Below are 17,883 nucleotides of genomic sequence, written 5' to 3'. Positions count from 1 at the left end.
TGAGAGGCATGCCCATGTCAGCGACCGGACGTCACCGGTTCACCCGTCAGCGCTTCACGGCCGCGGCCGTCGCCTTCGCCGCACTGGGCGGGGGAACGGTCTACGCGGTCGAGTCGACGTCGCAGAGGGCGAGCGCGGCCGGTGGGTGCGAGGCGTACGAATCGATCACCATGGGCAAGTACTGGATCAACAACAACACCTGGGGCGCCGACAGCGGCACCGGCTGGTCCTGCGTCTGGGACTCCTACCGCTCCGGCGACACGATCGGCTGGGGCACCGGCTACGAGTGGTCGGGCCAGAAGAACGCGGTGAAGTCCTACGCGAGCAGCGTGCTGGGCTGGCACTGGGGCTGGAAGTCGCGGAACACCGGGCTGCCGGTGAAGCTGTCGGCGAAGACGCCGGTGAAGAGCGCCTGGTCGTTCAAGGTCAAGGAGTCCACCGACAGCGTCTACAACGTCGCCTACGACCTGTGGCTGCACGACACCGCCGACACCGACTGGCAGAGCAAGCCCAAGCACGAGGTGATGGTCTGGCTGAACAAGGCCGGCGGGGCGGGACCGCTCGGCACGAAGAAGCAGCGGGTGAAGATCGCGGGCGCCTCCTGGGACCTGTACGCCGGGAACATCGGCTGGAACGTCTACTCGTTCGTGCGGGTCGGCAACACCACGTCGGTCGACTTCGACCTGGACGACTTCCTGCAGGCGCTGGTCCGCCGGGGCCTGGTGGCCAGGACCGACTACCTGAGCAGCGTGGAGGCGGGCACCGAGGTGTTCACGGGGAAGGCGCAGCTGAACACGACGGCGTACTCGACGGACGTCGGCTGACCTCCTGCGCGGCGGCCCGGCTCTCCCCCCGGGCGGCCCCGATGCCGGCGACGACGACCAGGGCGGTGCCGGCGGCCTGGAGCACGGTGGGGATCTGGGCTACCAGGACCATCGCGGCCAGCAGGCTGATCGCGGGTTCGAGGCCGGCCAGGGTGCCGTAGGCGGTCCGGCCGATGCGCTGAAGTGCCTTCATCTCCAGCAGGAAGGGCACCAGGGGCATCAGCATCGCGATCCCGGCGACGGCGGCGATCGCACCCCAGTGCGGATCGGCGACGACCGCCGGAGCGCCGAAGGGCGCGGTGAAGACGGTGGCGACGGTCAGCGACAGGGCCAGGCCGTGCCCGGCCCGGAAACGGCTGCCGACGTGCTGGGTGCCGATGACGTACAGGGCCCAGCAGGCCCCCGAGCCCAGGCCGAACAGCACACCGGCCGGATCGACGCCGCTCTGCCAGGGCGAGGTGAGGCAGAGCACTCCCCCGGCCGCGAGCAGCAGCCAGGCCAGCTCCCGGCGGCGGCTGAGCGAGGCGACCGCGACCGCGAGCGGACCGAGGAACTCCAGGGCGGTGGCGGTGCCCAGTGGTATCCGGGCGGCGGCCTCGGAGAACAGCAGCATCATGGCGCCGCTGACCGTGCCGAGCAGCAGCACCGCGACCAGGTCCCGGCCCGGCGCGGCCTTCACCGCCCGCCACAGGGAGCGGCCGGTGAAGGCGAGCAGTACCAGCGCGGCGAAGCCGACCCTGAGCCAGGTGGTACCGGCGGCGCCGAGGTCGTCGAAGAGCTCGGTGGTCAGGGCGCTGCCGGTGTGCAGAACGGTCATGGCGGCAAGGACCAGCACCGCGCCGGGCAGCTTGCGCGCGGCGTTCGGTGAGGTCAGGGCGGTGCTGGAGGTCGTCACCGGGCCATTGCACCGCGTCGCATCCGTTTCTGTCCACGGGCCAATGGAGGACAGACCATCCGCTTATCGTGGATGATTGAGGGATGATCGACACACCTCTCCCCGACCTCGGCCGGCTGCGCCTGCTGGTCGAGCTCAGCCGTCTGGGCACCATGGCGGCGGTCGCAGAGCGCACCGGCTACGGCACCTCGGCGGTCTCCAAGCACCTGGCCGTCCTGGAACAGGAGGTCGGCGCCCGGCTGCTGGCCCCGGTCGGCCGCCGGGTGCGGCTCACCCCGGCCGGGGAACGGCTGGTGGAACACGCGGTCGGCATCCTGGCCCGGGTGGAGGAGGCACGGGCCGAGCTGAGCGGCGAGGCCGGGCCCGCCGGCCGGGTGCGGCTGGCCAGCATCGCCAGCACCGTCGAGCCGATGGTCGTGCCCGCCCTCGTACGGCTGCGCGCGGAGCACCCCGGTGTGGAGGTGCAGCTGTACGAGCACGAGCCCGAGCAGACCCTGGAGCTGCTGCTCGCCGGGGAGCTGGACCTCGGCGTGGTCTACGACTACAGCCTGGTGCCGCGGACGGTGCCGACCGGGCTGAGCATGCGGCAGTTCGCCGAGCAGCCGATGCTGCTGACCCTGCCGGCCGGGCACCGTTACGACCCGGGGCCGGACGCGACGGTGGCCCTGGCCGGGCTGCGGCGGCTCGCGGACGCCGGATGGATCACCAACTCCCGGGGCAGCGACGACGACGAACTGGTGCGGCGGGTGTGCGCGCTGGCCGGCTTCGCGCCCCGCATCGTCCACCGCGTCGACAGCCTGCACCTGGTGAACCTGCTGGCCGGCGCGGGGCTCGGGGTCGCGCTGCTGGCCGAGTCGGGGGTCGAGCGGGACCGTACGGATGTGGTGTTCCGGCCGCTGGAGCCCCAGGTGGGCACCCGGCGGCACTTCCTGGTCGCCCGCGACGGCCAGTGGGCCTGGCCGCCGATCGCGCGGGTCGCCGACGCGCTCACGGAGTCCGTGGCACCGCGGTGACGCCGGCCGTGTGCGGTGACCAGGCTGGTTCTCCGGGTCCGTCCGGTGGCCGGTTCGTCCGCAGTCGCCGGACGGGCAGGTCTTTCGGCCCGTCCGGCGACTGAGGGCAGGCGCGGCCGAAGGCCGCGGAACCGGACAGCGCCGCGGCGGCCGGGTATCCGACGGGCAGCGGCACCAGGCCGAGGCCGGCCAGCAGCCCCTCGGCCGGGACGAGCCCGTCCCACCGCCGTGAGCAGGGGGGGCACTCGCGGCAGTGGCGGGCGATCCGCTTGCGCCACAGCGCGGACGGCAGGCCGTTCCAGGACGCGGTGATCTCCGCCAGGGCCCCGCAGCGGGGCGAGGCGGTGAGGGCCCGCACGACGCCGCGGGCCACGTCGAGGCGGGCCTTCATGCGCTGGACCCGTACGGCGGCGTGCTGCGGGGTGAGGCCGCAGCCGGCGGCGAGTTCGGCGCGGGTGAGCTCGCCCGTGGCCTCCAGCCACCACAGCGACAGCACGTCGCGGTCCTCGGGCTCCAGCCAGCGGGTGGCCTCGGCGACCTCGGCGAGCTGCCCGGTCAGGCCCAGCCGCAGGACGGTCAGGTCTACGAAGCCGGCCAGGGCGGCCGGCTCGAAGCCCGGCTGGGCCCGGCGGACCCGCGGCCGGTCGCGTACGTGCCGCATGGCGACGGCGACCAGCCACGAGCGGAAGCCCGCCGGGTCGCGCAGGCCGTCCGGGCCGTCCAGGCCGCCGGGCCCGACCAGGCCGCTGACGATCCGCAGCATCGTCTCCTGGATCACGTCGTCCACGTCCTCGTGGCGGTCGACGGCCCGGCCGACCACGTTGTAGACCAGCGGCAGGCATTCGGCGATCAGGGTGTCCAGTGCCTTCCGGTCGCCCTCCCGGGCCGCCTCGACCGTCGCGGTGGCGGGTCTTTCGTCCCTGCGCATGCCGTCACCTTCTCCTGTGCTCCGGGCCTGCCCCGTACGGGCGGCTCCGGTTCGGAGACGGCTTCGGGCAGCGGGGATAACACAAACCACGGCGGCGGAGCGCCGGGTTCCCTTTCAGGGGCCGGAGGCTACCGGACCGCCCTCGGCCGGGCGTCACGGACCTCGGGCTCCTGCGGCGGCGGCCGGCGGGAGGTGTCCTGGGAGCAGGGCAGCGCCGGGTGGCGTCCGAGCAGGACGACACCCACCGTGATCGCGGCCAGGCCGGCCGCCTGCCAGGCCAGGGCGCCCGGGGTGACGCGCAGCTGATCGCCGAGGAAGCCGACGCCACAGGCAATGCCGGCCAGCGGCTGGGCGGCGGTGAGCGCGGGAAGCGACATGCGCAGCGGGGCGGTCTCGAAGGCGCTCTGCACCAGGACCAGCCCGGTGAGACCGATCGCGACCACGGCGTACGGCTGCCAGTGGACGACCAGCGCGGCGATCCCGCTGTCGCCGGCGATCTGGCCCGTGATCCGGGTGAGCGCGTCCTGCAGGCCGTAGAGCAGGCCCGCCGCCAGGGCCAGAAGGGTGGCCTCGGGTGAGGGCGACAGCCGTTTCGCGACGCCCACCAGGAGCAGGGCCAGGCCGACGACGATCCCGACGACCAGCCAGTGCCGCAGCGGCCCGGCCTGCGCGCCGCCGCCGGAGGGCTGTCCGGCGACGATGAAGGCGGTGACCCCGGCGGCCAGCAGCAGCACACCGGACCAGCCCCGGCGGCCCAGCCGCTGCCCGGTGAGGCGGCGCGACAGGGCCATCGCGAAGAGCAGGCTGGTGGCGGTGAGGGGTTCGACGAGCGAGACCTCGCCCTTGGTCAGCGCGAGGGCGCTGAGCACCATGCCGGAAACCATGAACGCGATGCCCAGCAGCCATTCGGGCATCCGCATCAGGTCGAGCAGCAGTTTGAAGGAGAGAAAGTCCGAGAGCGGGGCACGCTGAGCGGCGCGCTGCTGCAGTACGAAGCCGAGGCCCAGGCAGCACGCGGCGCTCACCCCGAGCAGAAACACGGCTACGCCCACGTTCTTGTCAATCCTCTCGAAGGACGAGAAAGCATCGAACGGCTTGGGGCCGACCATAACTCCACCGGCCGTGTGATCGCGATGCCTGCCGGGGACGCCGATGCGCCCCCTCGACAGACCGGGGCGTCACCGCACGGGTCACGCCATGGTCACTTCGCGGATCCGGTGCAGCTCGGCGACCACCGCCGCGAGGGTCTCGCATTCCGGGGCGGTGGTCAGTTCCGGCGCCGGGCTCCTCCCGCGTCCGTCGAGGGCGTCCGCGATGCCGTCGATGGCCCGGCTCACCTCCCGCGCCTCGGCCTGCGAGGGGCGCGGCGCACCGTGCTCCATGCGCACCGCGCAGGCCGTCGCCGCGTCCACGATGCGCTCCGCGGAGGCGACGACGGGGGCCCAGTCGGCGATCCGGCGGCGCTGGGCGGGCAGCTCGGCCGCCGCCGTGCCGGCCGCCGCCCTGGCCTCGGCGAGCGCCTGGTAGGCCGCCCTGCGCAGCGCCATCCGCTCGCCGGTGCGCAGGCCGTCCGGGTCGCCCAGGACATGGCCGAGGTAGCTCTCGGTGAGCCGCAGGGCGGCCGCGAGCCGGTGGCCGACCCGTGCGGCCGGATCGACCAGGCGCGGCAGATGCCCGACGATCAGCACGATGGCGCAGGCGATGGCGGTGTCGGCCAGCCGGTGGCCGGCGGCCTGGGTGTCGCCGCCGACCCAGACGAAACTCAGCACCAGCGCCGTGACGACGCCGGTCTGCAGGGCGTAGTGCCGGCTCGCGACGGGCACCAGGGCCCCGGCCACGCAGGCCAGCACCGCGGGCCACCAGGTCCCGCCGAAGGCCGCCGCGCCGGCGGCGATTCCGGCGAAGACCAGGACGCCCAGCGCGGTGCCGACGAAGCGGTTGACCACCCGCGAGAACAGGGGCCCCAGGTCCGGCTTGACCAGGAAGGCGGCCGTGGCCGGCAGCCAGTACCAGTGGTCGGCGCGCAGGGCCAGTGCCACCGCCGCACTGGCCGTCACGCAGACCGCGACCCGTGCCCCGTAACGCCGTCCGGCCGCGCCGAGCATGCGGCGCCGCACCGGTGGCGGGGCCACCGACTCCACTTCGGCCGGGCTGGCGACCTGGGGTTCGGTGCGGGCGAAGGCCACCGCCGCCGACAGCAGCGCCCGGTCGAAGGCGGCCCGGGCGGCGGTGCTCGACTCCGGGGCCGGCAGCGCCCCCGGGGAGGTTCCGGTACGGATGGCCTCGGCCAGCCGGTGCGGTCCCCGGGCGAGGCGTGCCGGCAGGGGCACCCCCTCCCACAGCAGGGCCACGCCCGCCTCGCAGAGCGCGGTCGCGGCCGCGTAGCGCTCGGTCAGCAGCAGTTCCCCGGTCGTGACCCGGCGCCGCAGCAGCCGGTGCAGCCGCAGCGCCTCGTCGGCCCGGTCCATCGCCGCGGTGAGGCGCCGGCGCGCCGGTACGGCCTCCGGGCCGCCGACCGCCCCCAGCGCGTCGGCCAGCGAGTCGAAGACCTGGGCCAGCGCGGCCCGTTCACCGTCCAGCGCCCCGCCGGCCGGGCGGGGCGGGCGCAGCACGAGGCGGAGCAGCAGCAGCCAGGCGGCGCCGGCGAGGAAGCACAGGGCCTTGAACCACGGGGCGCCCGGCAACGGCATCCCCATGCCGATCACGGTGGTGACCATCAGCTGGACGCCCGCCGCCGAGCTCACCGGCCCGGCCATGCTCACCGCGCCCGACACCAGTCCGACCGCGAACAGCACGGGCAGCGCCCACCAGCCGCCTGTCACGGCCGCGTAGGCCGCTCCGGCGAGCAGTCCGGTGGCCCCGGCCAGGGCGGGCAGCCCGACGTGCACGATCCCGGTGCGCCGGGTGCCCGGCCGGTCGTTGACCCCGGCCAGCATCGCGCCCAGCGCGGCGGGGACGCCCACCTCGGGCCTGCCGGTGGCGATCCCGGCCCCCAGCAGCGGTCCCGCCGCCAGGGCCCCGCGCAGCACGGCACCCCAGGGCACGGGCACCCGCTGCCAGCGCAGGGGGTGGGCGAGCCAGGCCGGCAGGGTACGCAGGGGCAACGGGCATCCTCGGGCGGTGGGCGAGCGGGGAGGGAGTGGGGGCGGGCCGGCCAGGACGCCATCGACCGGCGGCCGTCACCAGGATACGGGCTACCGCCGGGCGGGCCGCCGGCCTGCCGGCCGGGGGCATACGCCGATCACCGGGCCGGCAGGGCGGACCGCCGGCACGGACCCGCCGGCAGAAGCCCGGACATCACGCAACGCCCGCGCAGGTCAGAGGAGTTGTCGCAGTGCCCGTCGCAGTGCCCGTCGCCGTGCCCGTCGCCGTGCCCGTCGCCGCGTGTGACGCCGCACGTGACGCCCCGCATGGCGCCGGGCGCGGTCACCGCTGTCGCGGGCGGCCGCGGGGCCGGCTGGACCGTCCTGCGGGAGATCCTCGCCGGGCCGCCGGGCCGGACCGCGTGTCGTCAGTCGCGGGCGATCGCGGCCGTTCCCCCGGCGGTGCCGATGGCGATGTGCGGCTGCCGCGCCGGGTCCGCCCAGGCGAGGATGCTCCGCATCGCGTCGTCCGGGACGGAGACACAACCGGCGGTGGCACCCTGCCCGTTGACGTGGAGGAAGATCCCCGCCCCGCGCCGGCGGACGGGCCGGTCGTAGTTGAAGCCGATGACCATCGCGTGGGCGTACTGGACCGGGTAGTCGGTCAGATGCTCGGCCTCGGTGGCGGCGCAGTCGCGCGGCAGGCCCTCGGTCCAGCGGTTGTAGGAGGCCGAGGCGTTGTCCTGGCACCACCACGACGCGTCGGTGACCCGCCGGTACTCCGTCGCCGTGCCGGGCGGCGGCGGGCGGGTGCCGAAGGCGAACGGCAGGTCGTACAGCCCGGTGGGGGTGGTGGAGGTGCCCTGGCTGCGGCTCGCGCCCTCGGCCAGACCGTGGGCGCCGAAGCGGGCCGGGGCCGAGCCCGCCGCGCGCCAGCGGCCCTGGCTCAGGTCCCACCAGGTCACGGTGCCGGTGGTGGAACCGGTCCCCTCCGCCTCGGCCGTGACGAGCTGGGTGCCGCCGCCGGTGTCGGCCATCCGGGCCGGCAGCGGCTCCGGCCGCGCTGACGGCCGGCCGTGGTCCGCGCCGACGGACCGGCCCGCGCCGGCCGTACCGGCGGCACAGGCCAGTACGGCGGCGCAGACCACGGCGAGACGGAGGGAGCGGGTCAACGCGGGAGGTTCGACTCGACGGCGGAGACGATCTCGTCGGCCTCCGGCTCGGTACGCGGACGGAACCGGCCGACGACCTCGCCCGCCGGGCTGACCAGGAACTTCTCGAAGTTCCACTGGACGTCGCCGGCGTCGCCCGCCGCGTCCACCGTCCCGGTCAGCGCCGCGTACAGCGGGTGCCGCCCGTCCCCGTTGACCTCGGTCTTCTCGAACAGCGGGAAGCTGACGCCGTAGGTGGCCGAGCAGAAGGTCGCGATCTCCTCGGACGAGCCCGGCTCCTGACCGGCGAACTGGTTGCTCGGGAAGCCCAGCACGCTGAAGCCACGGTCGGCGTACCGCTTCTGCAGCCGCTCCAGGCCCTCGTACTGCGGGGTGAGGCCGCACTTGGAGGCGACGTTCACGATCAGCAGGGCCTGGTCGCGATAGTCGGCGAGGGAGGCGGGCTCGCCGGACAGGGTGCGCAGGGGGATGTCGTACAGGCTCACGGTGAGAACTCCTCAATGGGCGGGATGACGTCCGACTCAACCCCGCCGCCGTGCCCGATCTTCCCAGGACGGCGGGCGGCGCGCCCGTCGGAGGGCGTGGTGTCGCGCATCGGCGTGACCGATGCCGGGGGCGGGTGGCGGTCAGCTCTCGGTGACCCGGCCGGCGTCGACGGCCAGCCGGCGGGTGGTGTGCACCGCGTCGAGCATGCGCCGGTCGTGGGTGACGAGCAGCAGCGTGCCGTCGTAGGACGCGAGCGCGGACTCCAACTGCTCGATGGCGGGCAGGTCGAGGTGGTTGGTGGGCTCGTCCAGCACCAGGAGGTTGACGCCGCGCGCCTGGAGGAGCGCGAGGGCGGCGCGGGTGCGCTCCCCCGGCGACAGGGTCGCGGCGGGGCGCAGGACGTGGGCGGCCTTGAGGCCGAACTTGGCGAGCAGCGTACGGACCTCGGCGGGCGGGAGGTCGGGGACCTCGGCGCCGAAGGCCTCCAGGAGGGCCTCACCGCCGTAGAAGAGTCCCCGGGCCTGGTCGACCTCACCGACGACCACACCGGGGCCGAGCGAGCCGCTGCCGGCGTCCAGGGGGACGCGGCCGAGGAGCGCGCCGAGCAGGGTGGACTTGCCCGAGCCGTTGGCGCCGGTGATGGCGACCCGGTCGGCCCAGTCGATCTGGAGGTCCACCGGGCCGAGGGTGAAGCCGCCGCGGCGGACCTCGGCGGCCCGCAGGGTGGCGACGACGGCTCCGGAACGGGGGGCGGCGGCGATCTCCATCCGCAGTTCCCACTCCTTGCGGGGCTCCTCGACCGCGCCGGCGTCCAGCCGTTCGATCATGCGCTGGGTCTGCCGGGCCTTGGCGGCCTGCTTCTCCGTCGACTCGGCGCGGGTCTTGCGGCTCTGCTTGTCGTTGTCGGTGGCCTTGCGGCGCGCGTTGCGCACGCCGTTGTCCATCCAGTTGCGCTGCGTGCGCGCGCGCGATTCCAGGCCGGCACGGGTGTCGGCGTACTCGTCGTACTCCTCGCGGGCGTGCCGGCGGGCGACCTCGCGCTCCTCCAGGTAGGCGGTGTAGCCGCCGCCGTAGGTGTTCACCTGCTGCTGCGCGACGTCGAGTTCGACGATCCGGGTGACGGTACGGGTGAGGAACTCACGGTCGTGGCTGACGACGACCGTGCCGGCCTTGAGACCGGTGACGAAGGCTTCGAGCCGTTCGAGGCCGTCCAGGTCGAGATCGTTGGTCGGCTCGTCCAGCAGGAAGACGTCGTAGCGGCTGAGCAGCAGCGAGGCGAGGCCGGCGCGGGCCGCCTGGCCGCCGGACAGGGAGGTCATCGGCTGGTCGAGGCCGATGGACAGGCCGAGCGATCCGGCCACCTCGTCGGCCCGCTCGTCCAGGTCGGCGCCGCCGAGGGCGAGCCAGCGCTCAAGGCTGTCGGCGTAGGCGTCGTCCGCTCCGGGCGTGCCCTCCACCAGGCCCTCGGTGGCGGCGTCGAGCGCCCGCTGCGCGGCGTCCACCCCGGTGCGCCGGGCCAGGAAGGCCCGTACGGTCTCGCCCGGGCGGCGCTCGGGCTCCTGCGGCAGGTGGCCGACGGAGGCGGTCGGCGGGCTGAGCCGCAGCAGGCCCTGCTCGGGCGTGTCCAGGCCGGCCAGCAGCCGTAGCAGGGTCGACTTTCCGGCGCCGTTGGCGCCGACCAGTCCGATGACGTCGCCGGGGGCGACGACAAGTTCGAGACCGGAGAACAGGACACGGTCCCCGTGGCCTGCGGCAAGATCCTTGGCAACAAGTGTGGCGCTCATCAGGGCGCCGATATTACCGCCTGCCAGGCACCGGCCCGAGGAGAGCACCCGTTATGCCCAGTCGAACCGCCCTGGTCCGCCGCCCCGGTCCGCGTATCGCGGAGGGACTGGTCACCCACATCGAGCGCTCGCCGGTGGACGCCGCCCTCGCGCAACGGCAGTGGGAGGCGTACGTGGGCGTGCTGCGCACGCACGGCTGGGAGACCGTGGAGGTCCAGCCGGCCGACGACTGCCCGGACTCGGTCTTCGTGGAGGACGCGGTGGTCGTCTTCCGCAACGTCGCGCTGATCGCCCGTCCGGGTGCTCTTTCGCGGCGGCCGGAGACCGCCGCGGTGGAGGAGGCCGTCACCGCGCTCGGTCTGTCGGTCAACCGGATCCGCGAACCCGGCACCCTGGACGGCGGCGACATCCTGAAGATCGGCGACACGATCTACGCCGGGTGCGGGGGACGTACCAACGGCGAGGGCGTCCGGCAGCTGCGGTCGGTCTTCGAGCCGCTGGGCGCCCGGGTGGTCGCCGTCCCCGTCAGCGTCGTCCTGCACCTGAAGTCGGCCGTCACCGCGCTGCCCGACGGCACCGTCATCGGCCATCCCGCGCTGGTCGACGACCCGGCGGTCTTCCCCCGTTTCGTGCCGGTCCCGGAGGAGGCAGGCGCGCATGTGGTACTTCTCGGGGCGGGGCGGCTGCTCATGGCGGCCAGTGCGCCGCGGACCGCGGAACTGCTCGCCGGTTTCGGGTACGAGCCGGTGGTCACCGATATCGGCGAGTTCGAAAAACTGGAGGGCTGCGTGACCTGTCTGTCCGTGCGCCTTCGGGATCTGTACACGTAGGAGGCTGGTTGCCTTTTGGGCCGGTCTTAACTTACGGTGGCGTAACCTACGGTTCCGTAGGTGTCCAACAGTCGTCAGGAGCGAGCACAACGTGACCCTCACCCCGTCCCAGCGCACCGAATCGGACACATGGAGTGACACGAAGCTTCTGTACGCCCTCGAAGAGGTGGTCGAGAAGGAGCTCAACCGCCACCTCGGCGTCGCCAAGGAATGGATGCCGCACGAGTACGTGCCGTGGAGTGACGGCCGTAACTTCGACGGGATCATGGGTGGCGAGGCGTGGGCGCCGGAGCAGTCCAAGGTCACCGACATCGGCCGGATAGCGCTGATCGTCAACCTGCTGACCGAGGACAACCTGCCCAGCTACCACCACGAGATCGCGACGATGTTCGGCCGCGACGGCGCCTGGGGCACCTGGGTGCACCGCTGGACGGCGGAGGAGGGCCGGCACGCCATCGCCATGCGCGACTACCTGCTGACCACCCGCGCCGTGGACCCGGTGGAGCTGGAGCGGTTCCGGATGACGCACATGTCGGAGGGCTTCGAGTCCGACAACGCCCACAGCATGCTGCACTCGGTGGCGTACGTGGCCTTCCAGGAGCTGGCGACGCGCATCTCGCACCGCAACACCGGCAAGGAGTCCGGCGACCCGGTGTGCGACCGCATGCTGGCGCGCATCGCCACCGACGAGAACCTGCACATGGTCTTCTACCGGAACCTGCTGGGTGCCGCGCTGGAGCTGGCGCCGGATCTGGCGATGCAGGCGGTCCGTGACGTGGTCGTGGGCTTCCGGATGCCGGGCCACGGAATGCCGGGCTTCGAGCGGTCGGCGGCCCGGATCGCCATCGGCGGCATCTACAACCTGCGGATCCACCACGACGACGTGCTGATGCCGGTGCTGCGGCACCTGAAGGTGCTGGAGTTCACCGGCCTGGGTGCCGAGGGCCTCAAGGCGCAGCAGGAGCTGGGCTTCTTCATGGGCGAACTCAACGCCCAGGCCGTCAAGTTCGACGAGCGGCGCGATGCGCTGCTGGCCCGCCGGGCGGCCCGCGCGGCCTCCTGAGGCCCTGCGGGCCCCGCCGGACGGCGGAGCGGGCGAAAATCATGCACGCGTGCTTGTTTTTCGCCCGCCACCGGTGCCACGCTGTCGCCCGTGGCCGATCCGACGTACGTACTGACAGATCTGCGGGACGAGAGCGAAGGCCTGGACGCGCTGGTGTCGGGCCTCGCCGACGAGGACTGGGCGGCTCCGACTCCCGCCCAGGGGTGGACGATCGCGCACCAGATCGCCCATCTCGCCTGGACCGACCGGCAGGCTGTGCTCGCCGTCCGTGACCCCGAGGCCTTCGCGCGGGAGGTGGACCGGGCCGTCGCCTCGCTCGGCGGCCGGGTGGACGAGGCCGCCGCCGAGGGCGCCGCGCTGCCGCCGTCCCGGCTGCTCGCGCGGTGGCGCGGCGGCCGCGACGAACTGCGGGCGGCGCTGGCCGCACAGCCGCCCGGTGTGCGGTTCCCCTGGTTCGGGCCCCCGATGAGCACCGCCTCCATGGCGACCGGGCGCCTGATGGAGACCTGGGCCCATGGCGAGGACATCGCCGACACGCTCGGCGTCCGCCGCGCCCCCACCGCCCGCCTGCGCCATGTCGCCCGGATCGGCGTACGGGCCAGGGACCACGCGTACGCCGTACGGGGGATGGAACCGCCGGCGGCCGAGTTCCGGGTGGAACTCACCGCACCCGACGGCGAGTTGTGGACCCACGGTCCCGAGGACGCGGCCCAGCGGGTGACCGGCCCGGCGCTGGACTTCTGCCTGCTGGCCACCCGGCGCCGCCACCGCGACGACCTCGCGCTACGGGCCGAGGGCAAGGACGCGGACGTCTGGCTCGACATCGCGCAGGCCTACGCCGGCCCGCCCGGCACCGGCCGCGCCCCGGAACCGGGCGGAGAGCCGGGCACGGACCCGGGCGGAGAGCCGGGCACGGACCCGGGCGGGAAGCCGGGCACCGGCCCGGACACGGAACCGGGCACCGACCCCGGCACCGGCACAGACCCCGGCACCGGCCCCGGCACCGACCCCGGCACCGACCCGGAGCCCGGGAGCGGCCGGTGAGCGGCACGCACCGCGCGGCGATGCTCGCCCGGCTCGCCGAGCTGGACGCCGAGCACGCGAAGGCGGTCGCCGGCGGCGGGCCCAAGTACACCGAGCGCCACCGGGCGCGCGGCAAACTGCTCGCCCGGGAGCGGGTCGAGCTGCTGCTCGACCCCGACACACCGTTCCTGGAGCTGTCGCCGCTCGCGGCGCACGGCAGCGAGTACCCGGTCGGCGGCTCGATCGTCACCGGCGTCGGGGTCGTGGAGGGCACGGAGTGCGTGATCACCGCCAACGACCCGACGGTGCGCGGCGGCGCCAGCAATCCCTGGACCCTCAAGAAGGCGCTGCGCGCCAACGAGATAGCCCTCGCCAACCGCCTCCCGCTGGTGAACCTCGTCGAGTCCGGCGGCGCCGACCTGCCCAGCCAGAAGGAGATCTTCATACCGGGCGGGGCCCTCTTCCGGGACCTCACCCGGCTGTCCGCGGCCGGGATCCCCACCGTGGCCGTGGTGTTCGGCAACTCCACGGCGGGCGGGGCGTACGTGCCGGGGATGTCCGACCACGTCATCATGGTCAAGGACCGCGCCAAGGTCTTCCTGGGCGGGCCGCCCCTGGTGCGGATGGCCACCGGTGAGGAGACCGACGACGAGTCGCTGGGCGGCGCCGACATGCACGCCCGCACCTCGGGCCTGGCCGACTACTTCGCCCTCGACGAACCGGACGCCCTGCGGCTGGCCCGCCGGGTCGTCGCCCGGTTGCGGTGGACGAAACAGGGTCCGCCGCCCGCGGCGTCGTACGCGCCCCCGCTGTACGACGAGGACGAGCTGCTCGGCATCGTCCCCGAGGACCTCAGGACGCCCTTCGACCCGCGCGAGGTCATCGCCCGGATCGCCGACGGCTCGCAGTTCGACGAGTTCAAGCCGCTGTACGGCACGAGCCTGGCCACCGGCTGGGCGCAGGTGCACGGTTATCCGGTCGGGATACTGGCCAACGCGCAGGGCGTGCTGTTCAGCGCCGAGTCGCAGAAGGCCGCCCAGTTCATCCAGCTCGCCAACCAGCGCGACATCCCGCTGCTCTTCCTGCACAACACCACCGGCTACATGGTCGGCCGGGAGTACGAGCAGGCCGGGATCATCAAGCACGGCGCCATGATGATCAACGCGGTCTCCAACTCCCGGGTCCCGCACCTGTCCGTCCTGATGGGGGCGAGCTACGGCGCCGGGCACTACGGCATGTGCGGCCGGGCCTTCGAGCCGCGCTTCCTGTTCGCCTGGCCCAGCGCCAAGTCGGCCGTGATGGGTCCGGCCCAGCTCGCCGGCGTCCTGTCGATCGTGGCCAGGCAGTCGGCGCAGGCCAGGGGCCAGGTGTACGACGAGGAGGCGGACGCCGCGCTGCGCGCGATGGTCGAGCGGCAGATCGAGGCCGAGTCGCTGCCGATGTTCCTGTCCGGACGCCTGTACGACGACGGGGTCATCGACCCGCGCGACACCCGTACGGTGCTCGGTCTGTGTCTGTCCGCCGTCCACAGCGCCCCGGTCGAGGGCGCGCGGGGCGGCTTCGGCGTCTTCCGGATGTGAGGCGGTGTATCGGATGATCCGGTCCGTTCTGGTGGCCAACCGCGGTGAGATCGCCCGCCGGGTGCTGCGCACCTGCCATGAGATGGGGATCGCCACGGTCGCGGTCTTCTCCGACGCCGACGCGGGCGCGGCGCACGTGGCCGAGGCCGACGCCGCCGTGCGGCTGCCGGGCGACGCCGCCGCCGACACGTATCTGCGGGCCGATCTGATCGTGGCGGCGGCGCTGGCGGCGGGCGCGGACGCGGTGCATCCGGGTTACGGCTTCCTGTCGGAGAACGCCGGGTTCGCGCGGGCCGTCACCGCCGCGGGGCTGACCTGGATCGGGCCCCCGGCCGGGGCCGTCGAGGCGATGGGGTCCAAGACCCGCGCCAAACGGCTGATGGCCGCGGCCGGGGTGCCCGTGCTGTCGGTGGGCGGCAGCCCCGGCCCGGCGGACCTGCCGCTGCTGGTCAAGGCGGCGGCCGGCGGCGGCGGGCGCGGGATGCGGATCGTACGCGACCTCGCGCTGCTGGACGAGGAGCTGACGGCGGCGCGGGCGGAGGCCGCGGCGGCCTTCGGCGACGGCGAGGTCTTCCTCGAACCGTATGTGGAGCAGGGCCGGCACATCGAGGTGCAGGTGCTCGCCGACGCCCACGGGACGGTATGGACGCTCGGCGAACGCGACTGCTCGGTGCAGCGCCGGCACCAGAAGGTGATCGAGGAGACCCCCGCCCCAGGCATCGGCGACGGCACCGGCGACGGCATCGGCGACGGCCTGCGCGAAACCCTGTGCACGGCCGCCGAGGCGGCCGCGCGCGCGATCGGCTACACCGGCGCGGGCACCGTGGAGTTCCTGGTCACGCCGGACGGACGCCCGTACTTCCTGGAGATGAACACCCGGCTCCAGGTGGAGCATCCGGTCACCGAGGCCGTCAGCGGCCTGGACCTGGTCCGCGAGCAGATCCGGGTCGCCGAGGGCCACCGGCTCCCCGCGAGCCCTCCGGTACCGCACGGCCACGCCGTCGAGGCCCGGCTCTACGCCGAGGACCCGGCTCACGGCTGGCGGCCGCAGACGGGCAGGCTGCACCGGCTGCGGTTCGCCGGGGACGCGGCGGCGTTCGGCCGGCGCCCCGGCGGCGGCCTGCGGGTCGATGCCGCGTACCGGGACGGCGAGCTCATCGGGCCGCACTACGACCCGCTGGTCGCCAAGGTGGTCGCCCACGCGCCCACCCGCGAGGAGGCGCTGCGGCTGCTGGCCCACGCGCTGGAACGGGCCGAGATCCACGGCCCCGTGACCAACCGGGACCTGCTGGTCCAGGTGCTGCGGCACCCGGACTTCGCGCGGGGCGCGGTGTCCACGGCCTTCCTGGACGGCATCGCCCCGGCCGCGCCGCGGGAGGAGCCGGCCCGGCTCTCCGCGCTCGCGGCCGCGCTGGCCGACGCCTCGGGCCGGCACCGGCTCGGGGGCTGGCGCAATGTGCCGTCGCAGCCGCAGAGCAGGACCTACCGGACCGCCGGGCCGGACGGGGACACGTATCAGGTCCGTTACCGGACGGCCCGCACCGGACCGGTGTCCGAGGACCACCCGGAGGTCCGTCTGCTGACGGCGGCCGGGGACCGCACGGTACTCGACGTGGGCGGCGTGCGGCGGGAGTTCGCGGTCGCGGTGTACGGCGACCGGGTCCAGGTGGACTCCGCACTCGGGGCGTTCGCCTTCACCGCGCTGCCCCGGCTGCCCGAGCCCGCGGCCCCGACCGCCGAACCCGGGTCGTTGCTGGCGCCGATGCCGGGGACGGTGGTGCGGCTGGCGGGGGTCAAGGCCGGCGACCGGGTGGAGGCCGGGCAGCCGCTGCTGTGGCTGGAGGCGATGAAGATGGAACACCGCGTCGCGGCGCCCGTGTCGGGGGTGCTGACGGCGCTGCCGGCCGAGGTGGGCCGGGTGGTCGAGGTCGGCGCCGTACTCGCCGTCGTGCAGGAGACCGTGGACGAAGCCCCGCCCGAAGCCCCGCAGCAAGCCCCGCAGCAAGCCCCGCAGGAAGCCGCACAGGGACAGGAAGAGGAGTCGCCATGATGACCACCGGTTCCGGGAACGTCCTCGTCGAGAGCGAGGAACACCGGGCCCTGCGCAGGGCCGTGGGCGAGCTGGGCCGGCGCCACGGCCGGGGCCACGACATGGAGAAGCTGTGGCAGGAGGCGGGCTCGCTGGGCTACCTGGGAGTGAACCTCCCCGAGGAGTACGGCGGAGGCGGCGGCGGACTCGCCGAACTCGCCCTGGTGCTGGAGGAACTCGGCACGGCGGGCTGCCCGTTGCTGCTGATGATCGTCTCCCCCGCCATCTGCGGCACCGTCATAGCCCGCTTCGGCACCCCGGAACAGAAGGCCCGCTGGCTGCCCGGACTCGCCGACGGCAGCACCCGGATGGCCTTCGGGATCACCGAACCCGACGCGGGCTCCAACTCCCACCGGATCACCACCACCGCCCGCCGCGACGGCACCGACTGGCTGCTGACCGGCCGCAAGGTCTTCATATCGGGTGTCGACATCTGTGACGCCACGCTCGTGGTCGGCCGTACGCAGGACGCGCGCACCGGCCGGCTCAAACCCTGCCTGTTCATCGTGGAGCGCGGCACACCCGGCTTCGAGTACCGGCGGATCGAGATGGAACTCGCCGCGCCCGAGAAGCAGTTCCAGCTCTTCCTGGACGACGTCCGGCTGCCCGCGCAAGCCCTGGTCGGCGACGAGGACGCCGGGCTGACGCAGCTCTTCGCCGGGCTCAACCCCGAACGGATCATGACCGCCGCCTTCTCCATCGGCATGGGCCGCTACGCGCTGTCCACCGCCGTGGAGTACGCCCGCACCCGCCAGGTCTGGCAGGCACCCATCGGCTCCCACCAGGCCATCGCCCACCCCCTCGCCCAGGCGCACATCGAGCTGGAACTCGCCCGCCTGATGCTCGGCAAGGCCGCGTTCCTCTACGACTCCGGGGACGACACGGCCGCCGGCGAGGCCGCCAACATGGCCAAGTACGCCGCCGCGGAGGCCGGGGCCAAGGCCGTCGACCAGGCCGTGCACACCCTCGGCGGCAACGGCCTGACCAGCGAGTACGGACTCGCGTCGCTGCTCGCGGTGTCCCGGGTGGGCCGGATCGCCCCGGTCAGCCGGGAGATGATCCTCAACTTCGTCTCCCACCACACCCTGGGCCTGCCCAAGTCGTACTGACGCA

General features: G+C 73.9%; 15 protein-coding genes. 8 read left to right on the top strand and 7 right to left on the bottom strand.

Going from position 1 to position 17,883, the window contains the following annotated elements; translation table 11 throughout:
• The first annotated feature begins 14 nt into the window (after positions 1-14).
• The gene (locus RWE79_RS33305; RefSeq protein WP_475943795.1) at positions 15-824 is read left to right on the top strand and encodes a GH12 family glycosyl hydrolase domain-containing protein; all 810 of its coding nucleotides are present in this window, start codon (positions 15-17) and stop codon (positions 822-824) included.
• Here the strand turns inward: RWE79_RS33305 and RWE79_RS33300 are convergent.
• Positions 772-1,719, bottom strand: coding sequence for an EamA family transporter (locus RWE79_RS33300; RefSeq protein ID WP_475943794.1), 948 nt, complete (start codon positions 1,717-1,719; stop codon positions 772-774). The two genes, RWE79_RS33305 and RWE79_RS33300, sit on opposite strands and share 53 nt — an antisense overlap.
• 83 nt (positions 1,720-1,802) lie before the next feature.
• Here RWE79_RS33300 and RWE79_RS33295 point away from each other — a divergent pair, with 83 nt between their 5' ends.
• Positions 1,803-2,732 carry a LysR family transcriptional regulator gene (locus tag RWE79_RS33295; protein ID WP_475943793.1) on the top strand — a complete coding sequence of 310 codons (930 nt, stop codon included), beginning with the start codon at positions 1,803-1,805 and terminating at the stop codon, positions 2,730-2,732.
• On the opposite strand, the gene RWE79_RS33290 is transcribed toward RWE79_RS33295, so the two are convergent.
• From RWE79_RS33290 to RWE79_RS33265, 6 genes are all read right to left on the bottom strand, one after another.
• Entirely contained in the window at positions 2,707-3,660 is a 954-nt protein-coding gene (locus tag RWE79_RS33290; protein WP_475943792.1) for an RNA polymerase sigma factor, read from the bottom strand. The two genes, RWE79_RS33295 and RWE79_RS33290, sit on opposite strands and share 26 nt — an antisense overlap.
• A 128-nt stretch (positions 3,661-3,788) precedes the next feature.
• Entirely contained in the window at positions 3,789-4,712 is a 924-nt protein-coding gene (locus tag RWE79_RS33285; protein ID WP_475943791.1) for a DMT family transporter, read from the bottom strand.
• A gap of 138 nt (positions 4,713-4,850) precedes the next feature.
• Positions 4,851-6,764, bottom strand: coding sequence for an FUSC family protein (locus RWE79_RS33280; protein ID WP_475943790.1), 1,914 nt, complete (start codon positions 6,762-6,764; stop codon positions 4,851-4,853).
• Positions 6,765-7,171: 407 nt separating this feature from the next.
• On the bottom strand, positions 7,172-7,915 hold the full coding sequence (locus RWE79_RS33275; protein ID WP_475943789.1) for a L,D-transpeptidase family protein: 744 nt from the start codon (positions 7,913-7,915) through the stop codon (positions 7,172-7,174).
• Positions 7,912-8,400, bottom strand: coding sequence for a glutathione peroxidase (locus tag RWE79_RS33270; protein ID WP_475943788.1), 489 nt, complete (start codon positions 8,398-8,400; stop codon positions 7,912-7,914). Before RWE79_RS33270 ends, RWE79_RS33275 begins: the two co-directional genes overlap by 4 nt.
• A gap of 141 nt (positions 8,401-8,541) precedes the next feature.
• Entirely contained in the window at positions 8,542-10,185 is a 1,644-nt protein-coding gene (locus RWE79_RS33265) for an ABC-F family ATP-binding cassette domain-containing protein (RefSeq protein ID WP_475943787.1), read from the bottom strand.
• A gap of 53 nt (positions 10,186-10,238) precedes the next feature.
• On the opposite strand from RWE79_RS33265, the gene ddaH reads away from it, so the two are divergent.
• From ddaH to RWE79_RS33235, 6 genes are all read left to right on the top strand, one after another.
• Complete coding sequence (gene ddaH, locus RWE79_RS33260) at positions 10,239-11,015, top strand: dimethylargininase (protein ID WP_475943786.1); 777 nt, start codon at positions 10,239-10,241, stop codon at positions 11,013-11,015.
• 91 nt (positions 11,016-11,106) lie between these two features.
• A complete protein-coding gene (locus RWE79_RS33255) occupies positions 11,107-12,078 on the top strand; it encodes an acyl-ACP desaturase (RefSeq protein ID WP_475943785.1) in 972 nt (323 codons plus the stop codon).
• A 90-nt stretch (positions 12,079-12,168) separates the two neighbouring features.
• Complete coding sequence (locus RWE79_RS33250) at positions 12,169-13,122, top strand: TIGR03084 family metal-binding protein (RefSeq protein WP_475943784.1); 954 nt, start codon at positions 12,169-12,171, stop codon at positions 13,120-13,122.
• 20 nt (positions 13,123-13,142) lie between these two features.
• Positions 13,143-14,681 (top strand): acyl-CoA carboxylase subunit beta, encoded by a 1,539-nt coding sequence (locus RWE79_RS33245; protein WP_475946260.1) that lies wholly within the window; start codon positions 13,143-13,145, stop codon positions 14,679-14,681.
• Positions 14,682-14,694: 13 nt separating this feature from the next.
• Entirely contained in the window at positions 14,695-16,731 is a 2,037-nt protein-coding gene (locus RWE79_RS33240; RefSeq protein ID WP_475943783.1) for an acetyl/propionyl/methylcrotonyl-CoA carboxylase subunit alpha, read from the top strand.
• Positions 16,731-17,879, top strand: coding sequence for an acyl-CoA dehydrogenase family protein (locus RWE79_RS33235; RefSeq protein ID WP_475946258.1), 1,149 nt, complete (start codon positions 16,731-16,733; stop codon positions 17,877-17,879). Before RWE79_RS33240 ends, RWE79_RS33235 begins: the two co-directional genes overlap by 1 nt.
• Positions 17,880-17,883 lie beyond the last annotated feature (4 nt).

The organism is Streptomyces sp. RLA131, from assembly GCF_056270125.1.
Note: the sequence above shows the minus strand (reverse complement) of the source record. Positions and strands in the feature narration are given on the sequence as shown.

Coding starts and splice junctions, on each gene's coding strand:
- RWE79_RS33290 (WP_475943792.1), bottom strand. CDS start 3,660: ATGCGCAGGGACGAAAGACCCGCCACCGCGACGGTCGAGGCGGCCCGG.
- RWE79_RS33245 (WP_475946260.1), top strand. CDS start 13,143: ATGCTCGCCCGGCTCGCCGAGCTGGACGCCGAGCACGCGAAGGCGGTC.
- ddaH (WP_475943786.1), top strand. CDS start 10,239: ATGCCCAGTCGAACCGCCCTGGTCCGCCGCCCCGGTCCGCGTATCGCG.
- RWE79_RS33305 (WP_475943795.1), top strand. CDS start 15: ATGTCAGCGACCGGACGTCACCGGTTCACCCGTCAGCGCTTCACGGCC.
- RWE79_RS33295 (WP_475943793.1), top strand. CDS start 1,803: ATGATCGACACACCTCTCCCCGACCTCGGCCGGCTGCGCCTGCTGGTC.
- RWE79_RS33240 (WP_475943783.1), top strand. CDS start 14,695: ATGATCCGGTCCGTTCTGGTGGCCAACCGCGGTGAGATCGCCCGCCGG.
- RWE79_RS33235 (WP_475946258.1), top strand. CDS start 16,731: ATGACCACCGGTTCCGGGAACGTCCTCGTCGAGAGCGAGGAACACCGG.
- RWE79_RS33265 (WP_475943787.1), bottom strand. CDS start 10,185: ATGAGCGCCACACTTGTTGCCAAGGATCTTGCCGCAGGCCACGGGGAC.